General features: G+C 71.4%; 17 protein-coding genes and 2 pseudogenes. 11 read left to right on the forward strand and 8 right to left on the reverse strand.

Annotated elements, in window-relative coordinates; translation table 11 throughout:
• Positions 1–189 precede the first annotated feature (189 nt).
• Complete coding sequence (locus tag ACQEV2_RS39965) at positions 190–975, forward strand: cellulose binding domain-containing protein (protein WP_433053364.1); 786 nt, start codon at positions 190–192, stop codon at positions 973–975.
• Between the two features lie 70 nt (positions 976–1,045).
• Here the strand turns inward: ACQEV2_RS39965 and ACQEV2_RS39970 are convergent, their stop codons facing one another.
• The 5 genes and pseudogenes from ACQEV2_RS39970 to ACQEV2_RS39990 all read right to left on the reverse strand — a co-directional run bounded on the left by ACQEV2_RS39970 (position 1,046) and on the right by ACQEV2_RS39990 (position 7,671).
• Positions 1,046–1,420: a hypothetical protein gene (locus ACQEV2_RS39970; RefSeq protein ID WP_433053366.1), complete on the reverse strand. Its 375-nt coding sequence runs from the start codon at positions 1,418–1,420 to the stop codon at positions 1,046–1,048.
• A gap of 390 nt (positions 1,421–1,810) precedes the next feature.
• The gene (locus tag ACQEV2_RS39975; RefSeq protein WP_433053369.1) at positions 1,811–2,734 is read right to left on the reverse strand and encodes a MurR/RpiR family transcriptional regulator; all 924 of its coding nucleotides are present in this window, start codon (positions 2,732–2,734) and stop codon (positions 1,811–1,813) included.
• Positions 2,735–2,815: 81 nt separating this feature from the next.
• Entirely contained in the window at positions 2,816–4,366 is a 1,551-nt protein-coding gene (locus tag ACQEV2_RS39980) for a phospholipid carrier-dependent glycosyltransferase (protein WP_433055160.1), read from the reverse strand.
• 283 nt (positions 4,367–4,649) lie between these two features.
• A pseudogene (locus tag ACQEV2_RS39985) lies at positions 4,650–6,571 on the reverse strand (phosphatase PAP2 family protein).
• Positions 6,572–6,771: 200 nt separating this feature from the next.
• Positions 6,772–7,671 carry an N-acetylglucosamine kinase gene (locus ACQEV2_RS39990; RefSeq protein ID WP_433053372.1) on the reverse strand — a complete coding sequence of 300 codons (900 nt, stop codon included), beginning with the start codon at positions 7,669–7,671 and terminating at the stop codon, positions 6,772–6,774.
• Between the two features lie 570 nt (positions 7,672–8,241).
• On the opposite strand from ACQEV2_RS39990, the gene ACQEV2_RS39995 reads away from it, so the two are divergent.
• From ACQEV2_RS39995 to ACQEV2_RS40020, 6 genes are all read left to right on the forward strand, one after another.
• On the forward strand, positions 8,242–9,363 hold the full coding sequence (locus ACQEV2_RS39995) for an ROK family transcriptional regulator (RefSeq protein WP_433053374.1): 1,122 nt from the start codon (positions 8,242–8,244) through the stop codon (positions 9,361–9,363).
• A 274-nt stretch (positions 9,364–9,637) separates the two neighbouring features.
• Entirely contained in the window at positions 9,638–10,960 is a 1,323-nt protein-coding gene (locus ACQEV2_RS40000; RefSeq protein ID WP_433053376.1) for an extracellular solute-binding protein, read from the forward strand.
• A 124-nt stretch (positions 10,961–11,084) separates the two neighbouring features.
• Positions 11,085–11,996 (forward strand): carbohydrate ABC transporter permease, encoded by a 912-nt coding sequence (locus ACQEV2_RS40005; RefSeq protein WP_433053379.1) that lies wholly within the window; start codon positions 11,085–11,087, stop codon positions 11,994–11,996.
• The gene (locus ACQEV2_RS40010; RefSeq protein ID WP_433053382.1) at positions 11,993–12,895 is read left to right on the forward strand and encodes a carbohydrate ABC transporter permease; all 903 of its coding nucleotides are present in this window, start codon (positions 11,993–11,995) and stop codon (positions 12,893–12,895) included. Before ACQEV2_RS40005 ends, ACQEV2_RS40010 begins: the two co-directional genes overlap by 4 nt.
• Before the next feature lie 2 nt (positions 12,896–12,897).
• The gene (locus ACQEV2_RS40015) at positions 12,898–14,616 is read left to right on the forward strand and encodes a hypothetical protein (RefSeq protein ID WP_433053385.1); all 1,719 of its coding nucleotides are present in this window, start codon (positions 12,898–12,900) and stop codon (positions 14,614–14,616) included.
• 70 nt (positions 14,617–14,686) lie between these two features.
• Positions 14,687–16,519, forward strand: coding sequence for a hypothetical protein (locus ACQEV2_RS40020; protein WP_433053388.1), 1,833 nt, complete (start codon positions 14,687–14,689; stop codon positions 16,517–16,519).
• A gap of 85 nt (positions 16,520–16,604) precedes the next feature.
• Here the strand turns inward: ACQEV2_RS40020 and ACQEV2_RS40025 are convergent, their stop codons facing one another.
• Positions 16,605–17,282, reverse strand: coding sequence for a nucleoside/nucleotide kinase family protein (locus ACQEV2_RS40025; RefSeq protein WP_433053391.1), 678 nt, complete (start codon positions 17,280–17,282; stop codon positions 16,605–16,607).
• A gap of 219 nt (positions 17,283–17,501) precedes the next feature.
• Between ACQEV2_RS40025 and ACQEV2_RS40030 the strand changes: the two genes are divergently transcribed.
• The 3 genes from ACQEV2_RS40030 (at position 17,502) to prcB (ending at position 21,064) form a co-directional block, all read left to right on the forward strand.
• The gene (locus ACQEV2_RS40030) at positions 17,502–18,998 is read left to right on the forward strand and encodes a hypothetical protein (RefSeq protein ID WP_433053394.1); all 1,497 of its coding nucleotides are present in this window, start codon (positions 17,502–17,504) and stop codon (positions 18,996–18,998) included.
• On the forward strand, positions 18,995–20,134 hold the full coding sequence (locus tag ACQEV2_RS40035) for a lysylphosphatidylglycerol synthase domain-containing protein (protein ID WP_433053397.1): 1,140 nt from the start codon (positions 18,995–18,997) through the stop codon (positions 20,132–20,134). Before ACQEV2_RS40030 ends, ACQEV2_RS40035 begins: the two co-directional genes overlap by 4 nt.
• 75 nt (positions 20,135–20,209) lie before the next feature.
• Positions 20,210–21,064 (forward strand): proteasome subunit beta, encoded by an 855-nt coding sequence (gene prcB, locus ACQEV2_RS40040; protein WP_433053400.1) that lies wholly within the window; start codon positions 20,210–20,212, stop codon positions 21,062–21,064.
• A 118-nt stretch (positions 21,065–21,182) separates the two neighbouring features.
• On the opposite strand, the pseudogene ACQEV2_RS40045 reads toward prcB, so the two are convergent.
• Together ACQEV2_RS40045 and ACQEV2_RS40050 are read right to left on the reverse strand one after the other, a co-directional pair.
• Positions 21,183–22,130: pseudogene (locus ACQEV2_RS40045) on the reverse strand (hypothetical protein); the annotation flags it as partial.
• Positions 22,131–22,141: 11 nt separating this feature from the next.
• Positions 22,142–23,614, reverse strand: a complete 1,473-nt coding sequence (locus tag ACQEV2_RS40050; RefSeq protein ID WP_433053403.1) for an APC family permease — start codon at positions 23,612–23,614, stop codon at positions 22,142–22,144.
• Positions 23,615–23,927: 313 nt separating this feature from the next.
• On the opposite strand from ACQEV2_RS40050, the gene ACQEV2_RS40055 reads away from it, so the two are divergent.
• Positions 23,928–24,431: a DUF5709 domain-containing protein gene (locus ACQEV2_RS40055; RefSeq protein WP_433053406.1), complete on the forward strand. Its 504-nt coding sequence runs from the start codon at positions 23,928–23,930 to the stop codon at positions 24,429–24,431.

Here is a 24,431-nt window from a genome sequence, read left to right on the forward strand (position 1 = left end):
TTTCTAGCAGCGGAATGCTCAAACGCTCAAGAGGAGATGCCGAGTTGAGCGTATCGATCGTTTGACGGGAGAGGCAAAGTCGGTCGGCTCGCATGCTCAGGCGTTCCGCTGAACCGGCTGGACGGTAGCCCCGTATGACTCCTCGGGGGAATGGCGAAGCCCGTGCAGACGGGACGGAAGGAGAGCGGTGTGCCCACACGGCCCGATCCTGCGCAGCCCGACGAAGGCCCGGCCCTGGAGCCGATCCGCGTCCTGCGCCCACGCCGCACCGACGCCCTGGCGGAACTGTTCAAGGAGTGGGAGGAGAACAAGGGCGGCTACGAGACCGTGGCCCTGCCCGCAGCCCTGCCCGGCACCGAGGAGGCGACACAGGAGCTGCCGCCCGTCGCCGAGGACGGGAAGAGTCCGCCGCGCGGCGGCGCCCGCCCCGGTGCGGCCGTGTCCGGCCCAAAATTTCGCCGCACCGCCGTGGTGGTCGCCGTGACGGCGGCCGCGGTCATCGGCTTCGGCGGGGCTCTCCTGCTCCCCGGCCGCGGTGACGGCGCAGCGGCCCGGACACCGGCTCCCTCCGCGACCTCGTCCGCATCGGCCGAGCCCAATCCGACTGCCTCGGACGGCCCCGGTTCCGGCGATCCGGGTGGCCCTGCCGCCTGCACCGCGTCCTTCCGGACCGTCTCCTCCTGGCAGGGCGGCTACCAGGGCGAGGTGACCGTGACCAACGCGCCCGCCTCCGCCGCCTCGGGCTGGACCGCGACGGTCGTACCGGCCGACGGCGCCCGCCTCACCCAGGTCTGGGACGGCACCCTCACCAGGTCCGCGGACGGCAGGGCCACCATCGCCAACGCGTCGTGGAACGGCAGGCTTGAGCCCGGTGCGACCGTCAAGTTCGGCTTCCTCGCCTACACTTCGGCGACCGATGCTCCGTCGGCGCAGGTCAGCTGCGCGGCGACGGCCGAGGGCTCTGACGACGACTGATGCGTCCTGACACCGACTGAGCGTCCTGCCGACGGCTGAGGCGTCCTGGCGACGACTGAAGCGCGACGGGTCAGCGCCCGTGGTCGACCAGCGCCTGGGACACCGCGCGCACGCTGCGGGCGATGTGCTGCAGTTGCATGACCTCCGCCGCGTACAGCTTGATGGTGTGCTCGATGACCGACTCGGGCATGCCGAGCGACGGCAGGTCGGCCCGCGCGGTCTGCAACGCGGTGCGCGCGACCCGGATCTCGTTCTGGACCTGGATCTGAGCGTGGCGCGCGAGCAGCACGGGGTGGCGGATCAGCGCCGGGTAACTGCCGTAGCGGGCCGGCACCAGCTCCCGCAGCCACTTGGCCGCGGAGCGTTCCCAGTCGTAGGAACCGGGGGTCTTGACCTGGCACGGCCAGTCCGGGCTGATGCGCGTGGTCGTCAGGGGCATGGTCATCGCTTCCGGGTGTGCGGCGTCGTTCGGGGTGTCCGACGGGGTCGGGGCGGCCCCGGCCTAGGGGATGACCGGGGCCGCCGCCACGGGCGCTCGCGCATGCGATGCCCGACCGAACAGCCCGAGCGCCGACGCGGGTAGGAGACGGCGGCCACGGCTGTTCGCGAAGGGGCCCGGGAAACCAGACGGCGTTCGCACGGCGGATGGGGTGACGTGCGCATGAACGGACCGGCTACCTTTCCGCGGGCGGGTGGTGCGGTGTGAAGTATTTATATATGCCGTCCGCTTTGCAAGAAGCATGAAAACATTCATGCGTGATTTGATCTGAATGATTCCCCTGTGGCCTGTTTTGAACGGGGTGGACTGAGCCCGTGAGGCGGGCGGTACGGAGGATCAGTCCCGGAGGAAGAACTGGTGCTGGTCGGAGATCTGCTCGTACTCCTCCAGCCGCGCCTGCGTCCGCTCCGGGTCGGCGTCGGTCATGGCCTGCAGCAGCGCGGCGGCCATCACGCCGGGCGCCGCGTAGGAGTCGAAGACCAGCCGGGAGCCGGTGCCGGTGGCGAAGACGACGTCGGCGGTGTCGGCCACCGGCCCGAGCGCCAGGTCGGTGACCAGGGCGACCCGCAGCCCGGCGCTGCGCGCGACCCGTACGGCCGTGAGCGTCTCCTGGGCGTGCCGGGGCATGGAGAACGCCAACACCCAGGTGCCGCCGGCCTCGCGCGACTGCAGCAGCGCGTCGTAGGCGACGCTGCCGCCCCGGGTCACCAGCCGCACGTCCGGGTGGATACGGCGAGCCGCGTAGGCGAAGTACTCGGCGAGGGACGCCGAGATGCGCAGCCCGAGGATGGTCAGCGGGGTCGACTGGGAGAGTTTGCGGCCGATGTCGATCACCTGATCGGGGTCGGCGAAGTCGCGCCGCAGGTTCTCCAGGTTCTCGATCTCGGCGTCCACCGCGGCCTGCAGTTCGTTGGCGCCGTTCTCCTCGGCCGCCGCCGGGCCCCCGGCGAGGGTGCCCAGGGCGATCGACTGGAGCTTCTCCCGTAGCGCGGGGTAACCGCTGAAGCCGACCGCCGCGGCGAAACGCGTCACCGACGGCTGGCTCACGCCGACCCGCTCCGCCAGATCGGTGATCGAAAGGAACGCGGCCTCGGTGATGTGCTCGATCAGGTACTGGGCGATGCGCCGCTGCCCCGGCGACAGCCTCGGCTGGTCGAAGAGCGCCCTGAGCTGGGAAGTCGGGGATGCCTCGGCCTCCGGGGCCGTCTTTCCCGAGGTGATCGCGGATGCCTGCGCACGTGCCTGCTGGGGCGATGACACCGGTGCGCCTCCTTTGTCTCCCACAGTGCTTCAACATAGCTCACACACTGTGGCCACCGAGGCTGCTCCGAGCGGCAACGCTCAACGGCGATAGATCGTGATCGAATGGCCGACCGTATCGATCGAACGACTGGTCTCGATCAACTCGGCCAATCGTCCGGTCGCCTTGGCCACCGAGGAGTCCGACATGACCAGCAGCCCGCGCACCTCGCGGACGGGCACCTTGCGCGGATCGGCGGCCCGGATGCCGTAAGCGGACGGCACCCCGCTGCCCTTGTACACGAGCCAGACCCGCTCGCCCCGGTACCGCTCGCGCAGCCGGTCGGCCAGCCGTCCGAGGTCCTGACCCCAGTCCACGTTGGAGTCGTGCAACCGCAGATGTGTCTTCTCCGGACCGCCGAACGCCTCGTTGGAGTACGGCAGGTAGTAGGGGTACGTCCGCAGCGAACTGACCGCGACGAACAGCGTCAGCACCCCCACCGCGACCGGCGCCCACCGCCATCGCAGAGCGACCGCACACCCCGCCGCCACCGCCAGGAACATCGGCACGAAGACGGCGTACCGCGTGCCGAAGTCCCGCGACCCGAGCATGGCCGCGGCCAGCAGCAAGCCCGTGGGCACCAGCAGATAAGGCGCCACCGGCAGCAGCCGCCGTACGGCGAGCAGCGAAACGACACCCGCCACCCACAGGGCGAGCATGCCGAGCGGCGTCTTCACCAGCAGCGCGGCCGGCAGGTAGTACCAGAGCGACCCGGTGTAAAGACGGCCGAACAGAAAGCCCTGCCACGGGTAGTTCTCGAAGCCGAACTGGATCCGCATCCCGTCCCGGTACGCCTCCGGGAACGGCAGCAGATCCACGGCCAGTCCCCGCAGCCCGTGCACGACGGGCACCGACTGCTCCGGCGCCCAGCGCAGCCGCGGATCGACCACCAGATACGACAGCCATACGACCGCGATCGCGGCCAGCGCCACGACACCGGCGCCCGCAGCCGCGCGCACGAGCGCCCCGCGCCGGGGTTCGCCGGACGACCTCCCGCACCACACCGACAGGCCCGCGAGCGCCATCAGTACCGGGACGGCCGCCAGCGTGCTCATCTTCGTCGCCAGGGCCGCACCGAGCGCCACCCCGGCGAGCGGCACGTACCACCGCGGCCGGCGGCGGGCCCGCCACAGCAGCCAGACCGACGTCAGCACGAACCCGGCCGCCGGTACATCCAGCGTGGCCAGCGAGCCGTGCGCGATGACGTCGGGGGAGAAGGCGTACAGGCCGAGCGCCGCCAAACCGCCCGCCGCACCGGCCAGTTCACGGGTGAAGGCGAAAACGATCAGTCCGAACAGAAGCGTCAAAACGATCACGGGCAGTCGGGCGAACAGCATCAGCCGCCACGGGTCGTTCCCGGATTCGTACAGCAGATGCCGACCCAACTGGCCCTGATCGCCGCTGAAGGAGGGATCGACGTGCGGGTCGGCCAGCGCCACTCCGACGCCGATGACCAGCTTTCCCAGCGGCGGATGCTCCGGGTTGTGACGCAGCCGGCGCTCGTGCAGATACTCGGCCGCCGTGCCCACGTACACGGGTTCGTCGATCGTCGGCGTCTGCTGCACGGCCGTCGTCACCATCGCGACAGCCATCTGGCCGAGCAGCACGGCCACGAGGAGCGGCACGAGCAGGCGGCGGGCGGACCGCGGCCAGGGCCGACTGCCGGACGTGCCGCGTGTGCCCGGCGTGCCGGGCGTGCTGGGCGTGTCGGACGTGCCGGAGGCCTCAGGCTCATGAGGGAACGCCTGAGGGGCCGGGGCCGAGTGCTGTTCGAGCGCCATCATCCGCTCCGCGGCGCCGTCGACCCCACGGCGGCGGGTGCTGGGGCAGAGCCGGCCCATGGGCCTACTCTGCCAGCACCCGCCGGGGACGCCGTCACCGCTTGAGGAGTCGTACCGACAGACCTTCCGTCGTGTAGACGGGTACGGCCAGCAGCGCGTCGGAGTTCAGCTCCACCCGGTCGAACTGGCCGCGCAGCCGCGACGCCTCGATGACGGGAACCGTGGTCCCCGCGACCGGCGGGCGCTCGTCGTCGAGGCGCAGCGACAGCACGCTGCCCCGGCCCAGCACGACCCGGCGGGACACTTCCAGCGCCGGACCGTGGTTCTTGCGCAGTAGCAGCTCCAGGCTCGTCTCGCCCTCCTGGACGTAAGAACCGCGCACCCGCAGGACCTTGTCGGCGCGGAGCGTGCCGCCCACGACCCGTACATCGCCCTGACCGAGCGCGCCCGCCGACCCGGCGACCAGCACGCCGCCCTCGACCACCGTGCCGCCGTGGTAGCGGTTGTGCCCCGTCAGCATGAGCGTGCCGGTGCCGCGCTTGGTCAGACCGCCCTCGCCGCGGATGTCGTTGCGCCAGGTGTCGGCCGCGCCGAAGCCCCCGTCGCCGCGTCCAGCGTGACGGTCACGTCGGAGTCGAAGGCGCCGTAACCGTCCGCCGCGGCGAACAGGTTGAGGCGCCCCCACTGCTCGAAGCCGTCCAGCAGGACGTACCCGGCGGGCAGCGCGGTCGTCCGCAGCACCTCGCGGCGCTGGTCCGCGGTCAGATACGGCTGGCGCGTCTCCAGCAGCGCCTCGGCGCCCTTCGGCACGGTGAGCGGCTCGTCGCGGCCGGTGCGGGTCAGTACGTAGGTCAGCTTGGGCTTGACCGTGCGGGCGTTGGCGTCCCGGTCGGTGTACGGGTCGCCGTCGGTGCCGGCCGAGTGGGCGTACGCGTACAGGGTGTCGGCCGTCGTGCCGGTCCGCTGCGTGAAGTACGCCAGGGCCTGCGCGCGAGCCGCGGCCTTGAGCTCGGCGTTGGCCGGGTCGACGAGGGCGGCGGCGGCCAGGGCCGTGGCCATGATGCGGCCGCCGATGACGTCGACCGTGGAGTGCATGCCCGCCACGATGCGGGTGTGGCTGAGCTCGAAGGCGCGGGTCACCAGCTCCTGGAAACGCTCCGGAACGGCGTAGGCGTACGCCAGGGCCGCCAGGTGCAGGGCATTGGTGTGCCCGCTCGGGAAGCCGCCGTCCTCGGCCGCGTTCTCGCCGCGCTGGCGCAGCAGCTGCGGGGCGACCACCACCTCCGACTCGTAGACGGGGAAGCCGAGCGCGTCTTTCTTGCCGGTGTCGACGACCTCGCTGTCCTCGTTCATGCGCCACGGACGCGGGTACTGGAAGGCGAACTTGGCCGGGTTGCCGGAGGCGAAGGGGCCGCGCACGGTGTCGACCAGCCTGGCCACCTTGCCGAGCTCCGAGTCGTACGAGCCCGCGCCGATCGCCGATCCTGCCGGGGCGTCCGCGGGCAGGGCGTCGCTGATCTTCCCGGCAGGGGTACCGTCCGGCGCGCTGGTGATCGAAGTGACCGCCTTGGCCCCCGACTTGTACAAGTCGGCGAGCGGACCGAGTCCGGCGATCACCGAGTAACTCTGGTGCTGGCGGTCGACGATGAACGATTCCTTCGCCTGGGCGTCCGTGCGCGCGGCGGTGATCCGGGCGCAGTAGCGCATGTTGGCGCGCAGCACCTCGGGCGTCAGCGGCGTGCCGGTGTTCCAGGCGCCGCCGGTCTTCCACACCTTCGCGAAGCCGCCGAGGATGCGGACCACCGCATTGGTCTCGGGCGTCTGGTTAGCGACGACGTTCGTCTTGTAGTCGTCGACGAACGCGGCGGCGTTCACAGCGGCCTTGGCGTCCGCGGAAGGAAGCCAGCCGGCGACGGCGGGGACGGCCACCAGGGCCGCCCCACTGCCGACGGACGTGATCAGAAAGCGCCTTCTGTTCATGGCGGAGGTGGCGTGACGGCCGGCGGTTGACGGCATGAGTCCCTCTCTTGAGCTCTTCGGCCGTACGGCCGCGAGGAGATCGAAATGATCGACTCGACCGTCTGGTGTGCATGACGCACACGGCGCACACGAAGCAAAGGCGCACGTGGAGCAGAAGCGCAGGGGATCGAGTCGTACGAGCGAAGATCTACGGGCGAGTTGTGTCGGACTCGGGATGTCCCGGCGTCCGGCAGGTGTCACAGAAGTGAACGGGCGAGCGCCACCGCCCCCTCCACCGGCGGCAGTCGGAGCGGCCGTGGCCGGGCCCCCGGCACACTCTCGGCGAGAGCGGAGGCGAAGGCCTCGTATAGGACGGGCTGGGCGAGAACGGTGCTGCCGGCCACCACGACGTCGTCCACGGTGACCCCGCGCGCGGCGAGCCGCGCGACGAGTGCCGCCAGTGAACGGCCGCCCTCGGCGATGACCGCACGGGCGAGCGCCGAACCGGCCTCCGCGGCCGCGAACACGACCGGCGCATGCCGGCCCCACTCCGCGGAGACGTCGGTGGCGCCCTCCAGCGCCGCGCCGAGCGCGGGCACTTCGGCGACCCCGAACGCGTCGAGGAGACCGAGCGCCAGGGCGTCCGGCTCTGCTCCGCAGTCGTGTGCCGCCCACACGGCCCGTGCGGCCTCGCGGACGAGACCGGCCGAGCCGCCCTCGTCGCCGAGCACCGCGCCCCAGCCGCCGATCTGCACCGGGCTGCCGTCGGCCAGCCGGCCGACGGCGACAGAACCGGTGCCGGCGACCAGACCGACGCCCTTGTCCAATCCGGCGGCGGGGACGAGGAGTTCGGCGTCGCCGACGACCAGTGCGGGCGCGTCGAAGTGGAGTTGCAGCGCGGTACGGATCTGGGCGCACTGGCGAGGCGTCTCACAGGCGTGCCCACCCAGGGCCAGCGCGGACGGGCGGGCACCCGTGGGCAGGGCGTCGGCGACCAGCGCGGCCAGCCAGCCGGCGGCGGCCACGGGGTCGTGCGGCCGCCAGCCACTGCTCGCCCGGACGTGATCGGCGATCAGCGCGTCCCCGGCGCGGGCGCGGAGATGTGTCTTGGTGCCGCCCACGTCGATACCGACCACGAGTGGCGTCGTTTCCTGCACGGGTCCTCTTTCGTCGTTGCGCAGCGCGATGACGGCGGGCGAACCGTGCCAAGCGCTCCGCTGGACGTGCCGCGCTGTGGCGTCATTTGTGCGCGGCCCCATCGGGTGGTCGCGCTCGCGCGGCAGAGCCGCATATTGAGCGCAGCCCAGCGCCCCTTCGGGGCGTTGCCGGAACAGTCGCGGACTTCGTTCAGGGAACGGGCGTAGAGGTATCGGGAAGCCCCGGGACGGGCCTCGTGCGGAACACGGCAGGCGAGTACCGTGCACTTCGTTAGGAAGTTAACTAACGAAGTAGGGTGCGCGTCAAGAGGCGCGGAAACCCGATGCCGAACGACCTTGGCGGCCTTGTTGGCGCCGGGGAAGGACGGGGGCGTCCCGTGTCGTTCGGTGCGTGCTCTCGGCGTGCGGACGAAGGTTCTCGGTGGGGGTGCCCCGGTCGAACGAAGGTGAGACCAGGGGAGAGCCACTGGGGCCTCGGCCGGTGCGGCGAGACTGCGTGCCGGGCGGCGCGGGAGCGTCGCCGGACTTCCTCGGCGGCGCCCGGCCGCCGCAGCACCACCTGGGGAGAGCATGGACCTGAGCGAGAGCGCGCGTGCGGTGTTCGCCGTGCTGGCCGCGGCCGGCAGCGCGACCCGGCCGCAGCTCGCGAGCCTGGCGGGCCTGTCCAAGCCCACCGTGTCCGCCGCCGTCGCGGAGTTGGAGAGCGCCCGGCTGGCTGCCCACTCCGGCACCGCCTCCGGCGGCACGGGCCGTACCGCCGCCGTCTACGGTCTCGGGCCCGCCGCCGGGGCGGTGCTCGCCGTGGACCTCGGTCCCGCCTTGACCCGGGTGCGTGGCTGCGCCCTGGACGGCACCCTTCTCGCCCAGGCCACCGGGACCCGGGAGGAGGCCGCCGACGTGGTGCGCGAGGCGCTCGTCGCGCTGCCCGCCGGCGCCCCGCTGCGCACCGTCGTCGTAGCCGTCGGCGACGTCACCGCACGCGAGAAGGAGGGCGCCCGCATGCGCCCCGCCACGGCCAAAGCCGGCCCCGTCTTCGACGCCATGGCCGTCGCCCTGCCGCCGGGCGTTCCCGTCCACCTCGAGAACAACGTCAACTGCGCCGCGCTCGCCGAACTGCACGAGGGCGCCGCGCGCGGCCGGCGCACCTTCGGCTACCTGCGGATCGGCGTCGGTATCGGCCTCGGCATCGTGATCGGCGGTCAGGTGCTGCGCGGAGCCAACGGCGCCGCCGGTGAGCTGGCCCGGCTGCCCTACCCCTGGGACGACGGCCGCGAGCCGCGCCACGAGGCCCTGGAGGAGTACATCGGCGCCCGCTCGCTCCTGCGGCGGGCGGCCGAGGCCTGGCCGGACGAGGACGGGCCCTGCCCCCGCACCGCCGAGCAGCTCTTCGCCCTGGCCGGGGAGGGCCGGGCGGCGGCCCGCGCCGTGATCGGCCGCCATGCCACCGACGTCGGCCGTCTCGCCGCCGCCGTGACCGCCGTACTGGACCCGGGGCTGATCGTCCTCGGCGGCAGCACCGGCGCGGACCCGCAGATCCTGCCCGGTGTGCGGGCCGAGCTGGCCCGGCTGAGCTGGCCCACCGAAGTCGTCAGCAGCACGGTCGGCGAGCTCGGCACCGTCGTGGGCGCCGCCCGGCTCGCGGTATCCCGAGGAGTCCAAACCGTGACCGAGGCCGCGGGGGCGAAGGATTGACGGCTTCCGACTCGATCTGCCAATGTCCGGACAAGCGCTTTCTGAGTCGGCCGGGACGCCGACTCCGGGTGAGCCTCCCGCTCGTACGCGAAGTACGGCAGCCGCACGAGGGCGTGCTTGTGCGACGACGGCCCTCATGGCCGGGGACCCCACCCGTCAGGGCGACGCGGCCGGGCGAGGCCGCGCCCCCGGAATGCGAAATTTTCTGCAAAATGCACCAGTGCCGCCTCGATCGGCGCCGTGCTCCGTCCCCTACGACGAAAAGGGATCGAAGATGACCACTGTGGGTGTGCGGCGCTCCCGCCGACTCGGCCGCGGCGGCATACGCCGCGTGGTTCCCCTCGCTGCCGTGGCCACGGCAGGTGCCCTTCTGCTCTCCGCCTGCGGCGGGGGATCCGACTCGGGCGGGACCTCCAAGTCGCTGACGTTCTGGATCTCCACGGTTCCGGGGCAGGACGCGGGCTGGAAGAAGATGGTGGCGCAGTACGAGAAGGAAACCGGCGTCAAGGTCAAGCTCGTCAACATCCCCTACGACGGCTACGACGCGAAGCTGCGCAACGCCGCGCAGGCGAACTCCCTGCCCGACGTGGCGGCAGTGCCGAAGCTGGACCCGATCTGGTCGAACAAGCTGATCGACCTCAAGGACATCGCCAACAACAAGAGCAACAAGATCAACGGCAACTTCGTGGCCAAGGACTCTTCCGGGAAGGTGCTGTCCATCCCCTCGGACGTCACCGCGTCCGGCATGTTCATCAACAAGTCGCTCTTCGAGAAGGCCGGCGTCTCCTACCCGACCTCGCCCCAGAAGACCTGGACCTGGACCGAGTTCATCAAGGCGGCGAACGAGGTCCGGGAGAAGACCGGCGCCAAGTACTCCCTGACGTTCGACCAGTCGCCGTCCCGGCTGCGCGCCATGGTGTACGAGATGGGCGGGAAGTACGTCCACGCGGACGACTCCGGCAAGTTCTCGGTGGACGCGGCGACCAAGAAGGCCGTGAACACCTTCGTCGGATGGAACGACGACAAGACCATGCCGAAGTCGGTGTGGACCAGCGGCGCCGACCCGTCGGCCATGTTCCAGAGCGGTGACGTCGTCGCCTACTGGTCCGGCGTGTGGCAGGTTCCCGCCTTCGCGGAGAGCATCAAGAAGTTCGAGTGGGCGAGCGTCCCGACTCCTGCCCAGCCGGTGCAGGCCAGCGACGTCAACAGCGGCGGCATGACGGTGGGCTTCAACAACAACGCCGACGCGGCCACCGCCGCGAAGAAGTTCCTGTCCTGGCTGTACGAGCCGGCCCACTACCAGGCGCTGTGCGAGGCGTCCGGGTTCCTGCCGGTCGAGAGCGGTCTGAACCCGAAGTACCCCTTCAAGTCCGAGGCGGCGCAGGCGGCGTTCAAGCTGTACAACGAGTCGATCCCGCTCTACGCCCCGATCTCCGGCTACTTCAACACCGCGCAGACGAACTGGGTGCTGAAGGGCAAGAGCCTCACCGAGGACCCGACCAAGACGGAGCTCGGCAAGGCGATCAACGGCCAGCAGTCGGCCGACAAGGCCCTGCAGAACATCGTGGACGGCTACAACCAGCAGGTCGGCGGCTGATCGTAGGCCCAAGGCCCGGGCGGCGGGGTCGAGACACCGCCGCCCGGGCCTTGGGACCCCACGTGATGCCGGGCTCATGGCCTGAGCCCACAGGAACCCATTCCACCAGCACGGAGTCAGGAAGATGACAAAACGCGCCTCGGACGTGTCCGCGAGCCCGCCCAGGAGACGCAGTAAGTACACCGTCGCGCCGCTCGTCCTCATCGCGGCCAATGTCGTGCTCTTCGCGCTGTTCTTCCTCTGGCCGGCGGTGATCGGGCTCGTCTACTCCTTCACGAACTACACGGGCGTAGGGGCGTTCCAGTTCGTCGGGCTGGACAACTACAGCAACCTGTTCGGGGACTCCACCTTCTACGGCGCGCTGACCCGGACGCTGCTGTACACCGTGCTCTTCGTTCCGCTGAACTTCGTGTTGTCGCTGCTCATCGCCAACGTGCTGGTGAGCAAGCACGCCAAGGGCGCGTCGGTCGCCCGCGTCTTCTTCTTCATCCCGTGGCTTCTGTCGCCCATCGTCGTGGGTGTCCTGTGGCGGTGGCTGTTCGGTGAGAACTTCGGACTGGTCAACTACCTCATCGAGAAGGTCGGCGGAAGCGCCGTGCCGTGGCAGTCGAACGCGGACCTGTCGCTGCTGGTGGTCGTGGTGGCGGCATCCTGGGCCTGGACGGGCTTCTCCATGCTGCTGTTCATCGCGGCGATCAAGAACGTACCGACGTCGTACTACGAGGCGGCCGCGCTCGACGGCGCCGGTCCGTGGCGCCAGTTCATCAGCATCACCCTGCCGAGCATCGCGCCGACTTCCTTCATCGTCATCCTGCTCAACACGATCCACGGGATGAAGGAATATCCGCTGTTCGCCTCCCTCAACAACGGCGGACCCGGAACGTCGAACAACCTGCTCGTCCAGTACATCTACCAAACCGGCTTCAAATCGGGCCAGATCGGCTACGCGAGCGCCGCGTCGTTCGTGCTCATGCTCATCCTGATGGCCGTCGCGATCGTCCAGCTGATGGTCAACCGGCGGGTGGAGAACCGATGACAACCACAGACATGCCGCGCAAGGTCGACTCCGGGCCCGGACGGGCTGTTCCCAAGAAGCGGCTCAGCGGCGCGGCCAGCGGTGGGCTTCGGCGCGCGGTGCCCGCGACGACCCTGCTGTGGGTCCTGGCGGCGCTCTACGGGATTCCGGTGCTGTGGTTCGTCCTCAGCTCCTTCAAACCGGCGGGAGACCTGTTCTCCCTTCCGCTGACGATGTTTCCGCACAACCCCACCGTGTCGGGTTACAAGGCGGCGTGGGACAGCGCCAACTTCTCCCAGTACTTCATCAACACGACCATCGTGTGTGTGATCGCGACGATCCTCACGGTGGGGGTCAGCTGCTGCACGGGGTACGCGCTGGCGAAGTACGACAACAAGTGGCTCAAGGTCTTCTTCGTCGGCATCCTGGCCACCACGATGCTGCCGTCCGAGGTCATGCTCGCCCCGCAGTTCCTGGTGGTCCGCGACCTCGGCCTCTACAACTCGCTCGCCGGCATCATCCTCCCGGCCGTGCTCACCGCGACCGGGTGCTTCATGTTCCGCCAGTTCTTCCTGACGGTCCCCGACGAGCTCATCGAGGCCGCCCGCATCGACGGCGCGCGTGAGCTGTCGATCTTCCTGAGGATCATGGTGCCGATCTCCCGGCCCATCATGCTGACGCTCGCCATCCTGTCGTTCCAGTGGCGGTGGAACGACTACATCTGGCCGCTGCTGATGCTCAACGACCCCGAGAAGTTCACCGTGCAGATCGGTATCCAGAGCCTCGTCGGGGCGCAGAACATCAACTGGTCGGTGGTGCTCGGGGGTTCGGTCATCTCCATGATTCCGCTGATCGTCGTCTTCCTGGTGTTCCAGCGTTACGTCATGAACGCCGACATCAATGCCGGACTGAAGGACTGACCTTGCCCACCCCGCTCGACCACGAGTTCGTCCGCGCGGCGGCCCGCGCCGCCGACCGGCTGGCCGCCCCGCTGGCGGCCGACCCCGACGAGGAACCCGCCGATGTGCCGCACCGTGGTCTGGCGCGCCGTGTGAAGACCCTGGTCGCGGCCTACCGTTCCACGGACTCGGCACTGCACGGCAGCAGGCAGGTCATCGCCGCTGCGATGACCCACCTCGCCGCCCTGCGGGCCGCGCAGACACCCACCGGCCTCTTCGCCGGCGGCGACAACGTGCAGTCACCGCCGGACTCCGCGTTCACCGTCAACGACGTGTGCGACGCGCACGTCCTCGCCGTCGGCGCGGGGCCCGAACTGCGCGAGATCACGGCCGCGCTCGCCGAGATCGCCCACGCCGCCACCGGCAGTCTCCTGACCGGGGGGGTGCACACCCCGAACCACCGCTGGGAGCTGTGCGCGGCGCTGGCCCGGCTGCACCGGTCGTTCCCGGACGACCGGCTGCTCGACCGCATCGAGGAGTGGCTCTCCGAGGGCGTCGACATCGACGCGGAGGGCCTGTACTCGGAACGGAGCGCCAACTACGCGGCCCACGTGTCCAACCCTTCGCTGCTGCTGCTGGCCGACGTGCTCGGCCGCGCCGACCTGCTGGACGCCGTCGAACGCAACCTCGCCACGACCCTGGACCTCATCAGGCCGGACGGCACGCTGGAGACCGTCCACTCGCGACGGCAGGACCAGAACCGCCCGTTCCCGCTGGCGCCCTACCTGCCGCACTACCGGCTGCTCGCGATCCGCACCGGCCGGGGTGACTTCGCCCGGGCGGCACGGCTGGCGGCCGTCGGCGGCATCGACGACCCCGACTTGCTCGCCCAGACCCTCCTCACCCCGGACCTGTGCCGCGCCCTGCCGGCCCCGGCCGCGGAGACACTCCCGCGCGACCGGTACCTCACCACCGCACGCCTCGCCGCACGCGCCTCGGCCACCGCGCACACGGTGCTGTACGGCGGCTCCGACGTGCCCGAGCACCGGCGCATCCGCTCGGGCCTCGCCTGCAACCCCACCTTCCTGCGCCTGTTCGCCGGCGACGCAGTCCTCGACGCGGTCCGCCTCTCGCGGGGGTTCTTCGACATGGGCCCGTTCCGCGCCGCCGGCATGCAACAGCTCGCCGACAACCGGTACCGGCTCACCGAGACCCTCACGGCCGCCTACTACCAGCCGCTCCCGACGGACCAGAGGCGGGACGACGGCGTCTACCGGCTGGTGGACGAGGGACGCTTCTCGGCCGCGATGGCCTTCCCGGACCGGCCCCGGGACGAGGTCTCCCACACCACCCGCGTCGAGGTGGACCTGCGGGAGGACGGCGCCGACCTGCGGATCGACATCAGCGGACCACGGGTGCCCTGGGCCCTCGAACTGACCTTCCGGCCGGGCGGCGTGCCGGAGGGCGCCGTAGCGATCGGCGACGGGCGCTGGTGCCTGACGACCGGGCCGATGACCTACCGGGCCGGTGACGACGAGATCCGGATCGAGGCCGACGTCGAGGCCGGCGAACCGCTTGCCGGGCCGGACCGGAGCGACGTCCTGCGGTACGACCCGGGTCAGGACTACACGGTGGTGGGCGGCACCGATGCCATGACCGGGAATCGCGTCTACATCGGTGGACATGGCCCGCACACTATGACCGTCGCACTGCGCGCCCGCCGGCCCGGACCTGCGGTGTGACCCCGACGACCCGCACCATGGCCACCTCAGGCATGAAGGGCTGATCACCGTGCACCTACCGCCCCGTCGCGTGCACCTCCCTCGCCAGCTCGGCGCCCTGCACGACCTCCCCGACACCCCGGAGGCGTACGACGCCGTCCTCGCCGGTGTCGCCGAGGAGGCCCTGACCCGGCTCACGCCGCAGGGCAACCTGGAGCACCCGGACTGCGGCGACGACATCGGCGACACGTCCCTCGGCATCACCTCCCTGCTCGCCCTGGCCTGGCAGCGCGGAAAGGACCCGCGACTGCCGGAGGCGGTGCGCCGCAGCCTCGCCTTCCATCTGCGCGAGCGGGTGTACACCGAGGACAATCCCGGCTACCCGAACCTCAAGGCACGCGGCACAGGGCTGCCGTACGCCCGTTACGTGCTTGAGGCAGGCGCCCACCCCATCGGCGACTGGCCGAGCACGGTGTGGGCGCTGCTCCAGGCGGTCGACGTGCTGGATCTGGCCGACGGCCTCGTCGAGGACGAGCAGCGCGCCGAACTCCTGCAGGTGGCGCAGGGCTACTGGCGCTGGCTGACCGAGGCGACCTTCTTCAACCCGCAGGAGGCGGGCAACCAGGCCATCGGCTGTGTCGTCGGCGGGTTGATGCTGGCCCGCCATCTCTCGCCGGAGCAGGGCGAGTCGGTGCGCGCGCGGGCGATCGCCCTGTACCTCGACGAGATCCGGGCCCGTCGAGTTGCGGACCGGGGCGCCCTGCTGCCCCCCGAGCACGGCGGCGCGTACGACAACAACTACGGCCCGATCTCCCTGTCCTTCCTCGCCCAGGCCCACCGGATCAGCGGCGAGGAGATCTTCGCCGAGGACGGCGACGCGCTCGCCCGCTACATCGACGCCCGTCTGACGAACGGCGGCTTCGACAACGGCGGGCCGCGCTACAGCGAGCAGCACTCCGGCTTCGAGTCGGTGCTCGGCCTGCGCTACTTCAGCGCCCGGATCGGCTCCGACCTGGGCCGCTACCGGGGCGACACCCGGTGGGGCCGGCACGCGGTCAAGGCGGACGGCGGCATCGACGGTCACTTCGCCTGGATGCTGGTCTGGCAGATCCAGGACACCACCCCCTGGCACCGCAGCCCGTCGCCGGTCCCCGCCCGTCACCAACTCCGTGCGGGCACGGTCTCGGTGGCCTTCGACAGCCGTATGACGCCGTCGCTGGTCGAGGCGGCGGGGACGTACTACCTGCCGGCGGCGGTGAACCGGCAGCACGGATTCGGCCCGGTCACGGACGGCTTCCTGTTCTGCCGCCCCATGGGCGAGGTCCGCGTGCGCGACGTGATCGCCGACGGCCTCACGGCCAAGCTGGTCACCAAGCCGGTCGTCGGCCGCGACCACGTCCTGCGCCATGTGCAGTCCCTGTACGTCACCGACGGCACCAGTCTGTGGATCACCGTCGCGGTGGAACGGCTCCCCGGAACGCCGTACCTGCTCGCCGGCCTGCCGTACGCCACCGACGACGGCGACCGGGTGCGCAGGACCGCGGAGGGCCAGATCACGGCCGCAGGTGAACTCCGCCTCACCCACCCGGAGTCAGACGGCCCGGACCACTTCGACGCCCGCGCCGACCGGACCCAGGAAGAGGCGGCCTTCGCCCTGGCGGCCGACCCCCGCGGCTACGGCAACCCCGACGAAGGCTGGCGTCACCTGGTCAGCTCGACGGCCCTGGAGGCCGACCCGGCCCCCGGCGCCCCGGAGGACCTGCACGTCTTCGCCGTACGTTACGGACCGACAGGGCCGTTCGCGCCCACGTTCACATACGACGGTTCCGGCCTGACGGTCCGGACCGAGGCCTTCACCGCGGTGATCGGCGAGCCAGCGGGCGGTGCGCAGGGAGAGCCGGAGCTGACCCTGCGGGCCGGGTAGACGGCGGGCCCGGCCGGGCAGTCATGGGTTGGCGGCCGGGGCAGGTATGGGTGCACGGCCGGAACCGTGATGTCCACCCCTGCCGTCATGCGTCCGCACGGGCGGCCGGCGGCTCCTGCGGGACGGGCAGCGCCGCGCCCGGCACCACTAGATCGGCCTTGTCCCGCGTCGAGGCGACCAGTTGCGCGTTGCGCTGGTCGGAGCGCAGGACCCAGGTCACCGCCTGGTCGTGGGTCTTGCCGAACTGCTCGTGCCGGGCGATCAGCCGCCGGAGCCGCTCCGGTTCGTCGAGCTCGCAGAACCACACCTCGTCCAGCTGCGGCCCGACCCGCGCCCACGCGCCGGTGTCCAGCAGCAGGTAGTTGCCCTCGGTCACGACCAGCCGGGCCGTCGGCTCCACCGCGATGGCGCCCGCGATCGGCTGCTCGAGCACCCGCTCGAAGCCGGGCGCGTGCACGGTGTCGCCGGTCTCTTCGTGCAGGCGCCGCAGCAGGGCCGCGTACCCCGCCGCGTCGAAGGTGTCCGGCGCGCCCTTGCGGTCCCGTCGGCCGAGCCGGTCCAGCTCGACGTCGGCGAGGTGGAAGCCGTCCATGGGCACATGCGCGACCCACGGCTCCCCGGCACCGTTCAGCTCCCGCACGAGGTGCTCGGCGAGCGTCGTCTTGCCCGCGCCGGGGCTGCCGGCGATCCCGAGGACGGCGCGGCGGCCGTCCCGGGAGAGGGACCGTGCCCGGGTGAGGAGGTCGTCGAAGGTCAGGGTCACACAGCAGAGTGTGTCACCCGGTCGGCGGGCGGGCGTCAACAGTGCCCAGCGCGAGAAGACGGTCGGCTCACGTCAGGCTCTTGGCCGAACTTCGCGCTGCACCCTCATCCCTTGCGGGTTAGTTTGTCCGTGTTTTCGGTGTTTCCCGGTTCCCCGCCGCCCACTCGCCGGGTTGTGGGGCTGAGAAGCCCTACGACGCGTAGGGGTGAGGGGCGGACGATGACCTACGGCACGAAGCCCGTGCTCGTCGGCAGGGGACGGCGCGACGAGGCGCTCGTGTCCGGCAGGTCGCGACGGGCCGGCGGCGACGGCCTGCTCGCGGCGGTGGCCGGCGCCTTCACCCTCGCCCAACTCCTCCTCGTGCGGCCCTGGATCGGCCTCGGCTGGGACGAGGTGGTGTACGTCAGCCAGGTCGGCACCGAGGCTCCGGCCGCCTTCTTCAGCGCCCCACGCGCGCGTGGCGTCTCCCTGCTGGTGTGGCCCGTCGCCTCCTGGTCGTCGTCCACGACACTGCTGCGTGTCTATCTCGCGGTCCTGTCCGGACTGGCCCTGTACCTGGCCCTGCGCGCCTGGCGCGGACTGTTCCCGGCCCGTGTCCTCGCCGGTGCGGGCGCCCTGTTCGCCACCCTGTGGATGACCCTCTTCTACGGCCCGCAGGCCATGCCCAACCTCTGGGTCGCGTTCGGCGCCCTGATCTGCGTCGGCTGCTTCCTGCGCGCCCGCGAGGACCCCTTCGACCGACGGGCCCTGTGGGGCGTCCTCGCCGGCGCCGCGCTGATGGCGTGGATGCGGCCCACGGACGCCGTATGGGTCGCGCTGCCACTGCTCGTCCTCGCGGTGGCGGTACGGCACTGGCGGCTCGGGGCCGCCCTCGCGGCGGGCCTCGTGGCCGGGGGTGTCGAGTGGGTGATCGAGGCGATCGTCGGCTACGGCGGTCTGCGGGAGCGGCTGAACGAGGCCTCCCGTATCCAGGGCGACCTGGGCTGGAACCTCGCCGTCGACGACCAGCTGCGCAGCCTGGTCGGCAGCACCCTGTGCCGGCCCTGCAACGGCGAGATGCCCCACCCGGTCGTCTACGCCTGGTGGTTCGTCCTGCCCCTGCTCGCCGCCCTCGGTCTGGCGGTCGCGATCCTCGCCGGCCGCACCACCCGGACCCTGGTTCCGCTGCTCTGCGCCGCGACGGCCGCCTTCCCGTACCTGTTCATGATCGGATACGCGGCGCCCCGCTTCCTCCTGCCCGCCTACGCACTCCTCGCCGTCCCGGTCGCGGACGCGCTGCGCCACCTGGTCAAAACGCGCTACGGCCGATGGCGCCCCGCCGTCGCCGGCGTGATCGCGTTCGGGCTGGCCGGACATCTGGCCGTGCAGTACGCCGTCCTGGACCGCGCCGTGGACCGCACCACCGCCAACCGCCAGGACTGGGCCCGCTCGGCCGCCGAACTGCACCGCCTGGGCGTACGGCCGCCCTGTCTGCTCACCGGCCACGAGGCCATCCCCGTCGCCTACTACACCGGCTGCTCGTCCGGCGCGACCCGCGGCCACAACGCCAACACCACGAGCGCCGAGATCCTGCGGACCGCCCGCAGCGTCCCGGTCGGCGCCCTCACCGCCCCCGGTGGCACACCGCCGCGGTACGCCCGCGACTGGGAGCTGCACCGCCTCGACGGCCTGGAGGTCCGCATCGCCCCGGCGCCGCGCGCAGGCGGAGCGGAGTGACGCCGGAGCAGGTCCTCGACGGGCGCCCGCGCAGACGGGCCTACTGGCACAGCGCCTTCACGCTCGCCGTCCTCGTGGCCGTGGTCTGGCTGGCCCGGCGCCACTGGCCGGTGCTCGAAACCGGCGTGGTCCGGCTGACCGTCGCCGACCAGGGCTGGCTGCTGGTGGGCGCCGCGGCCACCCTGCTGACGTGGCCGTGCTCGGCGCTCGCCCAGCAGGGCGCGGTGCCCCACCGGCTCCCCCCGGGGCGGCTCGTGGCGGCCCAGTTCGGCGCCTCCGCCGCCAACCATGTACTGCCCGCCGGCCTCGGCGCGGGCGCGGTGAACCTGCGCTTCCTGATGCGCTGCGGCATACCGCTCGCCGCCGCGGCCACCGCGGTCGCGGTCAAGGGCGCGGCCGGCGCGAGCGTGCGCGGCACCCTGATCGCCGTACTCGTCGCGGCCCACCCCGGAGTGCTGCATCTCCCGCACGTCGGCGGGGGATACCTCGTCGCCGTGTGCGCCGTGACCGTCGCCGCGGCCGCCCTGCTCACTGGAACGCTTTGGGGCCGGTGCCGGCGGGCCCACAGGCCCTGTCGTCGAATTCCCGCCCGCCGGGCGACGCCCGGCATGGACGCGCGCCATGTGGGCGCTTCGGAGCCTTGCGATCGCACGCTCCCTCACGCGCGAACCGGTTTCGCCCGGCTCGTGCGGGGGTGCCCCCATCGCCGCCGACCGGGCCCGCCCTTCTGGCGGACGACGGGACCTCACCGACCGGGCCTGGCGGCGGTGCGGGCGTACCTCGCGGCCGTGCACGCGCGGCCGGCGAGGGCGGCGGCCCTCTGGGGCGGCTCACTGGCCTTCGTGACGCTGCACTGCGCCGCGCTCGTCGCCGTCACCCGCGCGGTCGCCCTGCCCCTCCCGCCCGCCCTGGTGGCGCTGCTCTACCTCGCCGCCGGCACCGCGGCCGCCCTGCTGCCCACACCCGGCGGGTTCGGCTCCCTCGACGCCGCGCTCGCCCTCGCCCTCACCGCCGTCGGCGCCCCGGCTGCGGCGGCCGCCTCCGCCGTGCTCGGCTACCGGCTGCTCACGGTGTGGCTGCCGCTCCTTCCCGGGCTGCTGGTGCTCGCGGTGCTCGTCCGGCGCCGGGCACTGTGAGCGCCAAAGGCGTTTCCCGGTCGGCCGGTTCAGGTAGGAGTCCGGTTGTCGGCCGGACGCAGGAGGGGGAGTGCCATGGCGAGCAGTGAGCACGAAGGGCGGCTGGGGGAGGAGTTCTTCACTCCGGGGACCTCGTCCTTCACCGAGTTCCTGGCGGCACACCGCCCTGCCCTGCTGCCCATGCGCCGCCCCTTCCCGGACGGCGTCCGCGCCGCACCCGACCGCTTCCCGCACGGCACCACGGTGCTGGCCCTCACCTACCGCGACGGTGTGCTGATCGCCGGCGACCGCAGGGCCACCATGGGCAACCTCATCGCCCAGCGCGACCTGGAGAAGGTCCACCCCGCGGACGACTACACCGCGGTCGCCTTCGCCGGCACCGTCGGACTCGCGCTGGACATGGTGAAGCTCTACCAGGTCGAGCTGAAGCACTTCGAGAAGATCGAGGGCATCCCCATGACCCTCAAGGCGAAGGCGTCCCGGCTCGCCGGCATGATCCGGCAGAACCTCGGCCAGGCCATGCAGGGCCTCGCCGTCGTACCGCTCCTCGCCGGTTACGACGTCAAGGCCCCCGAGGGCGCGCGAGGCCGCATCTTCGACTTCGAGGTCACCGGCGGACCGTACGAGAAGTACGACTTCCACGCCGAGGGCTCCGGATCGCCGTACGCCCGCGGCGCTCTGAAGAAGCTGTTCCGGGTGGGGATGTCCCGGCACGAGGCGGCGCTGGCCGCGCTGCACGCGCTGTACGACGCGGCGGACGACGACTCGGCGACCGGCGGACCGGACATCAACCGCCGTATCTTCCCCACCGTTTCGGTGATCACCGAGGACGGCTTCGAGCGGCTGCCCGAGCCGGAGACGGAGGAACTGAGCCGCGAGATGGTCGAGCAGCGCCACAGCCGCCCGGACGGCCCGAACGCCGCGCCCTGATCACCCTGGACTTTCCCCTTCCATGGTGAGGATCTTCCGCCCGCTGGTGTGGCGGATCGGCCGGATCGAGGAGAAGTGGACGGCCGGTGAGCCGGTCACCCCCGCAGCCCCACCTCCCCCGCCACCTGACGAACTGCTTCTCCGGATCGCCGGTGTACGCCCACGGGGCCCGCGTGGCTCGGCGCCCCAGCATCCGGAACAGGGAAGCGGCGATGTCGTGGACCCCGGCGTAACAGGCCGCGTGTGCCAGGTAGTTGACGTCGCGCAGCTCGCCGGGGGCCACGTCGTCGGGGGTGCGGTTGGTGATCCAGCGCTCCCAGGTGCGGCGTACGTCGCTGACGGCGCCGTCGTGACTCCAGTGCTGGCCGAGCCGCAGGGAGGCGTGCCGGCCCTTGGCCGCGTCCAGGGCGTAGCGGAACTCCTCGACCCGGGCGTACTGCACGAGCACCGGCAGCGGGCAGCCGGGCGGTGCGACCCCGGCCGCGTCGCGGGCGAAGTCGTACATCAGGCCGTGGGTGCCGTGCCAGCGCGAGGAGTAGTAGTGCAGCACCTGCAGATGCCCCTCCACGCTGTACGGGTCGCGCTGGTGCAACTCGTCCCACCAGCGGCCCAGTTCCTGCCGTCGTACACCCGACGGATACAGCCGGGCGGCGGAGATCAGCGAGATCCACGGCGTCGGGTCGTCCGGGTACGCGTCGGCGGCCTTCAGGCACGACAGCACCGCGGCGTCGATGCGCTGGGTGTCGATCGGCACGCCCCGGCCCGCGGCGATGGCCAGATTGAAGGCCCGGGTCGTCTCCGTGGCCGCCCGCAGCACCAGCGCGTCGGCGCTGTGCGGCTCGGCGGCCAGCCACGACTCCACCGTCGAACTGCCCGCACAGGCCTGCGCGAGCAGCCGGACCCGGTGGCCGCGGACCAGCCAGTCGGGACCGGTGGCCCGCAGCAGCTCCCGCAGCCCCTGCCAGCGGCCGATGACGATGTCCTGGCGGGCACAAGTGAGGGGCGCGTCCCCGCAGTCGGGGTCGAAGTCGGGAGCGAAGTCGCGTCTGGAACTGCCTTTCGCCATCGGGGCCTCCCTCAGAAGTCGGTGGGAAGACCCTCGTGGACAAGGGAGTCCGGGCCGTCGGCGCCGGCAGGAACGTAGTCCGCCTCGACGGTCCGCGCGGCGTCCAGCTTGGCCGGCCGGTAGTAGTCGCTGCCCTGCCGCCAGTACCACAGCATCGGGACCAGCCCGGCCGCGAGGCCGCCGATGCCGATCGCGACCGCCGAACGGCTCAGCTCGCCCAGCGACTCGACGAAGATCCAGAACATGAACAGGGCGCCGAACAATGGCCACAGACCGCCGAGCACGAAGTTGGCCACCGACTTCAGCAGCATCCTGCGGTAGGCGACGACCACGGCGAGACCTGTCAGCCCGTAGTAGACGGCGATCTGCAGCCCGATCGCCGAGATGGCGTCGGAGAGGATCTCGCCCACCGTGCCCAGGGCGTTGGAGGCGATGAACATCGCCAGCGCCACCACGCCGACCACCGCGATCGCCACCCACGGGGTGTTCCACCGCCGGTGCACACGGCCCAGCGCGGACGGCATCGTACGGTCCCGGCCCATCGCGAACAGCGAGCGCGTGACCTGGATGAGCGTGGTCTCCAGGGTGGCGACGGTGGACAGCATCACCGCCACGACCAGCAACTTGCCGCCCCAGCCCGGCCACACCTCCTCACCGAGCACGGCCAGCACATTGGCGTCGTTGTCCTGGATCTGCTTCGAGGACAGGATGACGTTCACCGCGATGGTGAACACCTCGAACAGCAGGAACACGATGCCCACCCCGATCAGGCCCGCGAGACCCGTCGTACGACGGCTGTTGCGGGTCTCCTCACTGAGGTTGCTGGTGACGTCCCAGCCCCAGTAGTAGAACGCGGCGATCAGCGCCCCCGAGGCGAAGCCCGTCACCCCGTCGAAGTGCCCGAAGCCGAGCCAGGACCAGTCGAACGCCCGGGCACTGCCCGAGTGGAAGAGGGCGAGGACGGCGAACAGGGCCAGTATGGCCAGCTCGACCCCGGACAGCACGAGCTGCGCCCGGACCGTGAGGCGCGCGCCGCCCAGCACCACGAACAGCATGATCAGGAACCAGCCGGCGCCGACCAGCGTGGACAGCCCGGTACTGTCCGCGAGTTCCTCGTCGAAGAGGGCGAGCGTCATCGACCCGGCCGGCAGGGAACCGGCCACCATGAAGATGGTCGCCGAGATCACCAGTGCCCAGCCGCTGATGAAACCCAGAAAGGGGTGCAGGGTACGCCCCACCCAGGAGTAACTGGCGCCCGCGTTCACGTCGATCCGGCTCAGATAGCTGAAGGCCAGCGCGATGCCCAGCATCGGTATCGCGCAGTACAGCAGCGCGGCCGGACTGGCCAGGCCCACTGCCCCGACGAGGACCGCCGTGGTCGCGGCGATCGAGTACGCCGGAGCGCTGCCCGCGACCGCCATCACCACCGTGTCGAACATACCGAGGACATTGGCCTGCAGCCCTCTGCCCCTGCTGTTGCCCATGGATGCGCTGCTTTCCGTCTTGCACGACGCGAGGGCCGACCGGCCCCGACGGCGTAAGGGTGTGGGGGGTGGAACGACGCCACGAACCGGAGAGGGGATGACCTCGGGTCAGGGGCGGCACAAAGGGGTGGCGGATACGGTACGCCGTTGCGTTGCCGTACGGTCACGCCGTGTGTGCGAGTGATGATAGCCCCACTCATTGAGCCTTCAAGAGCGGTGCAATCTTCCGGGGTTGGAGCGCGCGTAACGGGAAACGCGGTTCAGGACATGCACGAGCCGAACCAGCCGACACGCGCGAGTGAGGGAGGCAGCCATGGGGACCGAACGCACGCCCTCCGAGCCGATGGCGGACGACGCGTACCAGCCCACCGGAAGCAACGAGGAGCAGCAGGACGCGGCGCCGCTCGACCTGCAGGACGCCGTCGACGAGCGGACCTACGACGACACCCTCGACGAGGGCTACTCCCCGCCGGAGAAGCCGCTCGGCGTGACCAAGCACGGTGTCACGGCCGCCGAACAGCGCGACGGCGAGACCCTCGACGAGCGGCTCGCCCAGGAGGTCCCCGATGTGGCCGAGCCCGTCAGTGACGGTGTGGGTGACCTGCCGGGCGGCGAGGGTGAGCCCGTCGACCCCGAGGCGGGCGCCGAGCGAGCCGGACGCCTGGTCGCCCCGGACGAAGGGGCCCACCCCGACACCACGAAGGAGGAGATCGCCTTCGACAAGGGTGTCGACGCCGGCGCGGCCGGCGCGGAGGAGGCCGCGATGCACGTCATCGAGGACGACACCCGGCTGCCGGAGGGCGACCAGGAGACCTGA

The organism is Streptomyces sp. CA-251387, assembly GCF_050936625.1.
Taxonomy (GTDB): domain Bacteria; phylum Actinomycetota; class Actinomycetes; order Streptomycetales; family Streptomycetaceae; genus Streptomyces.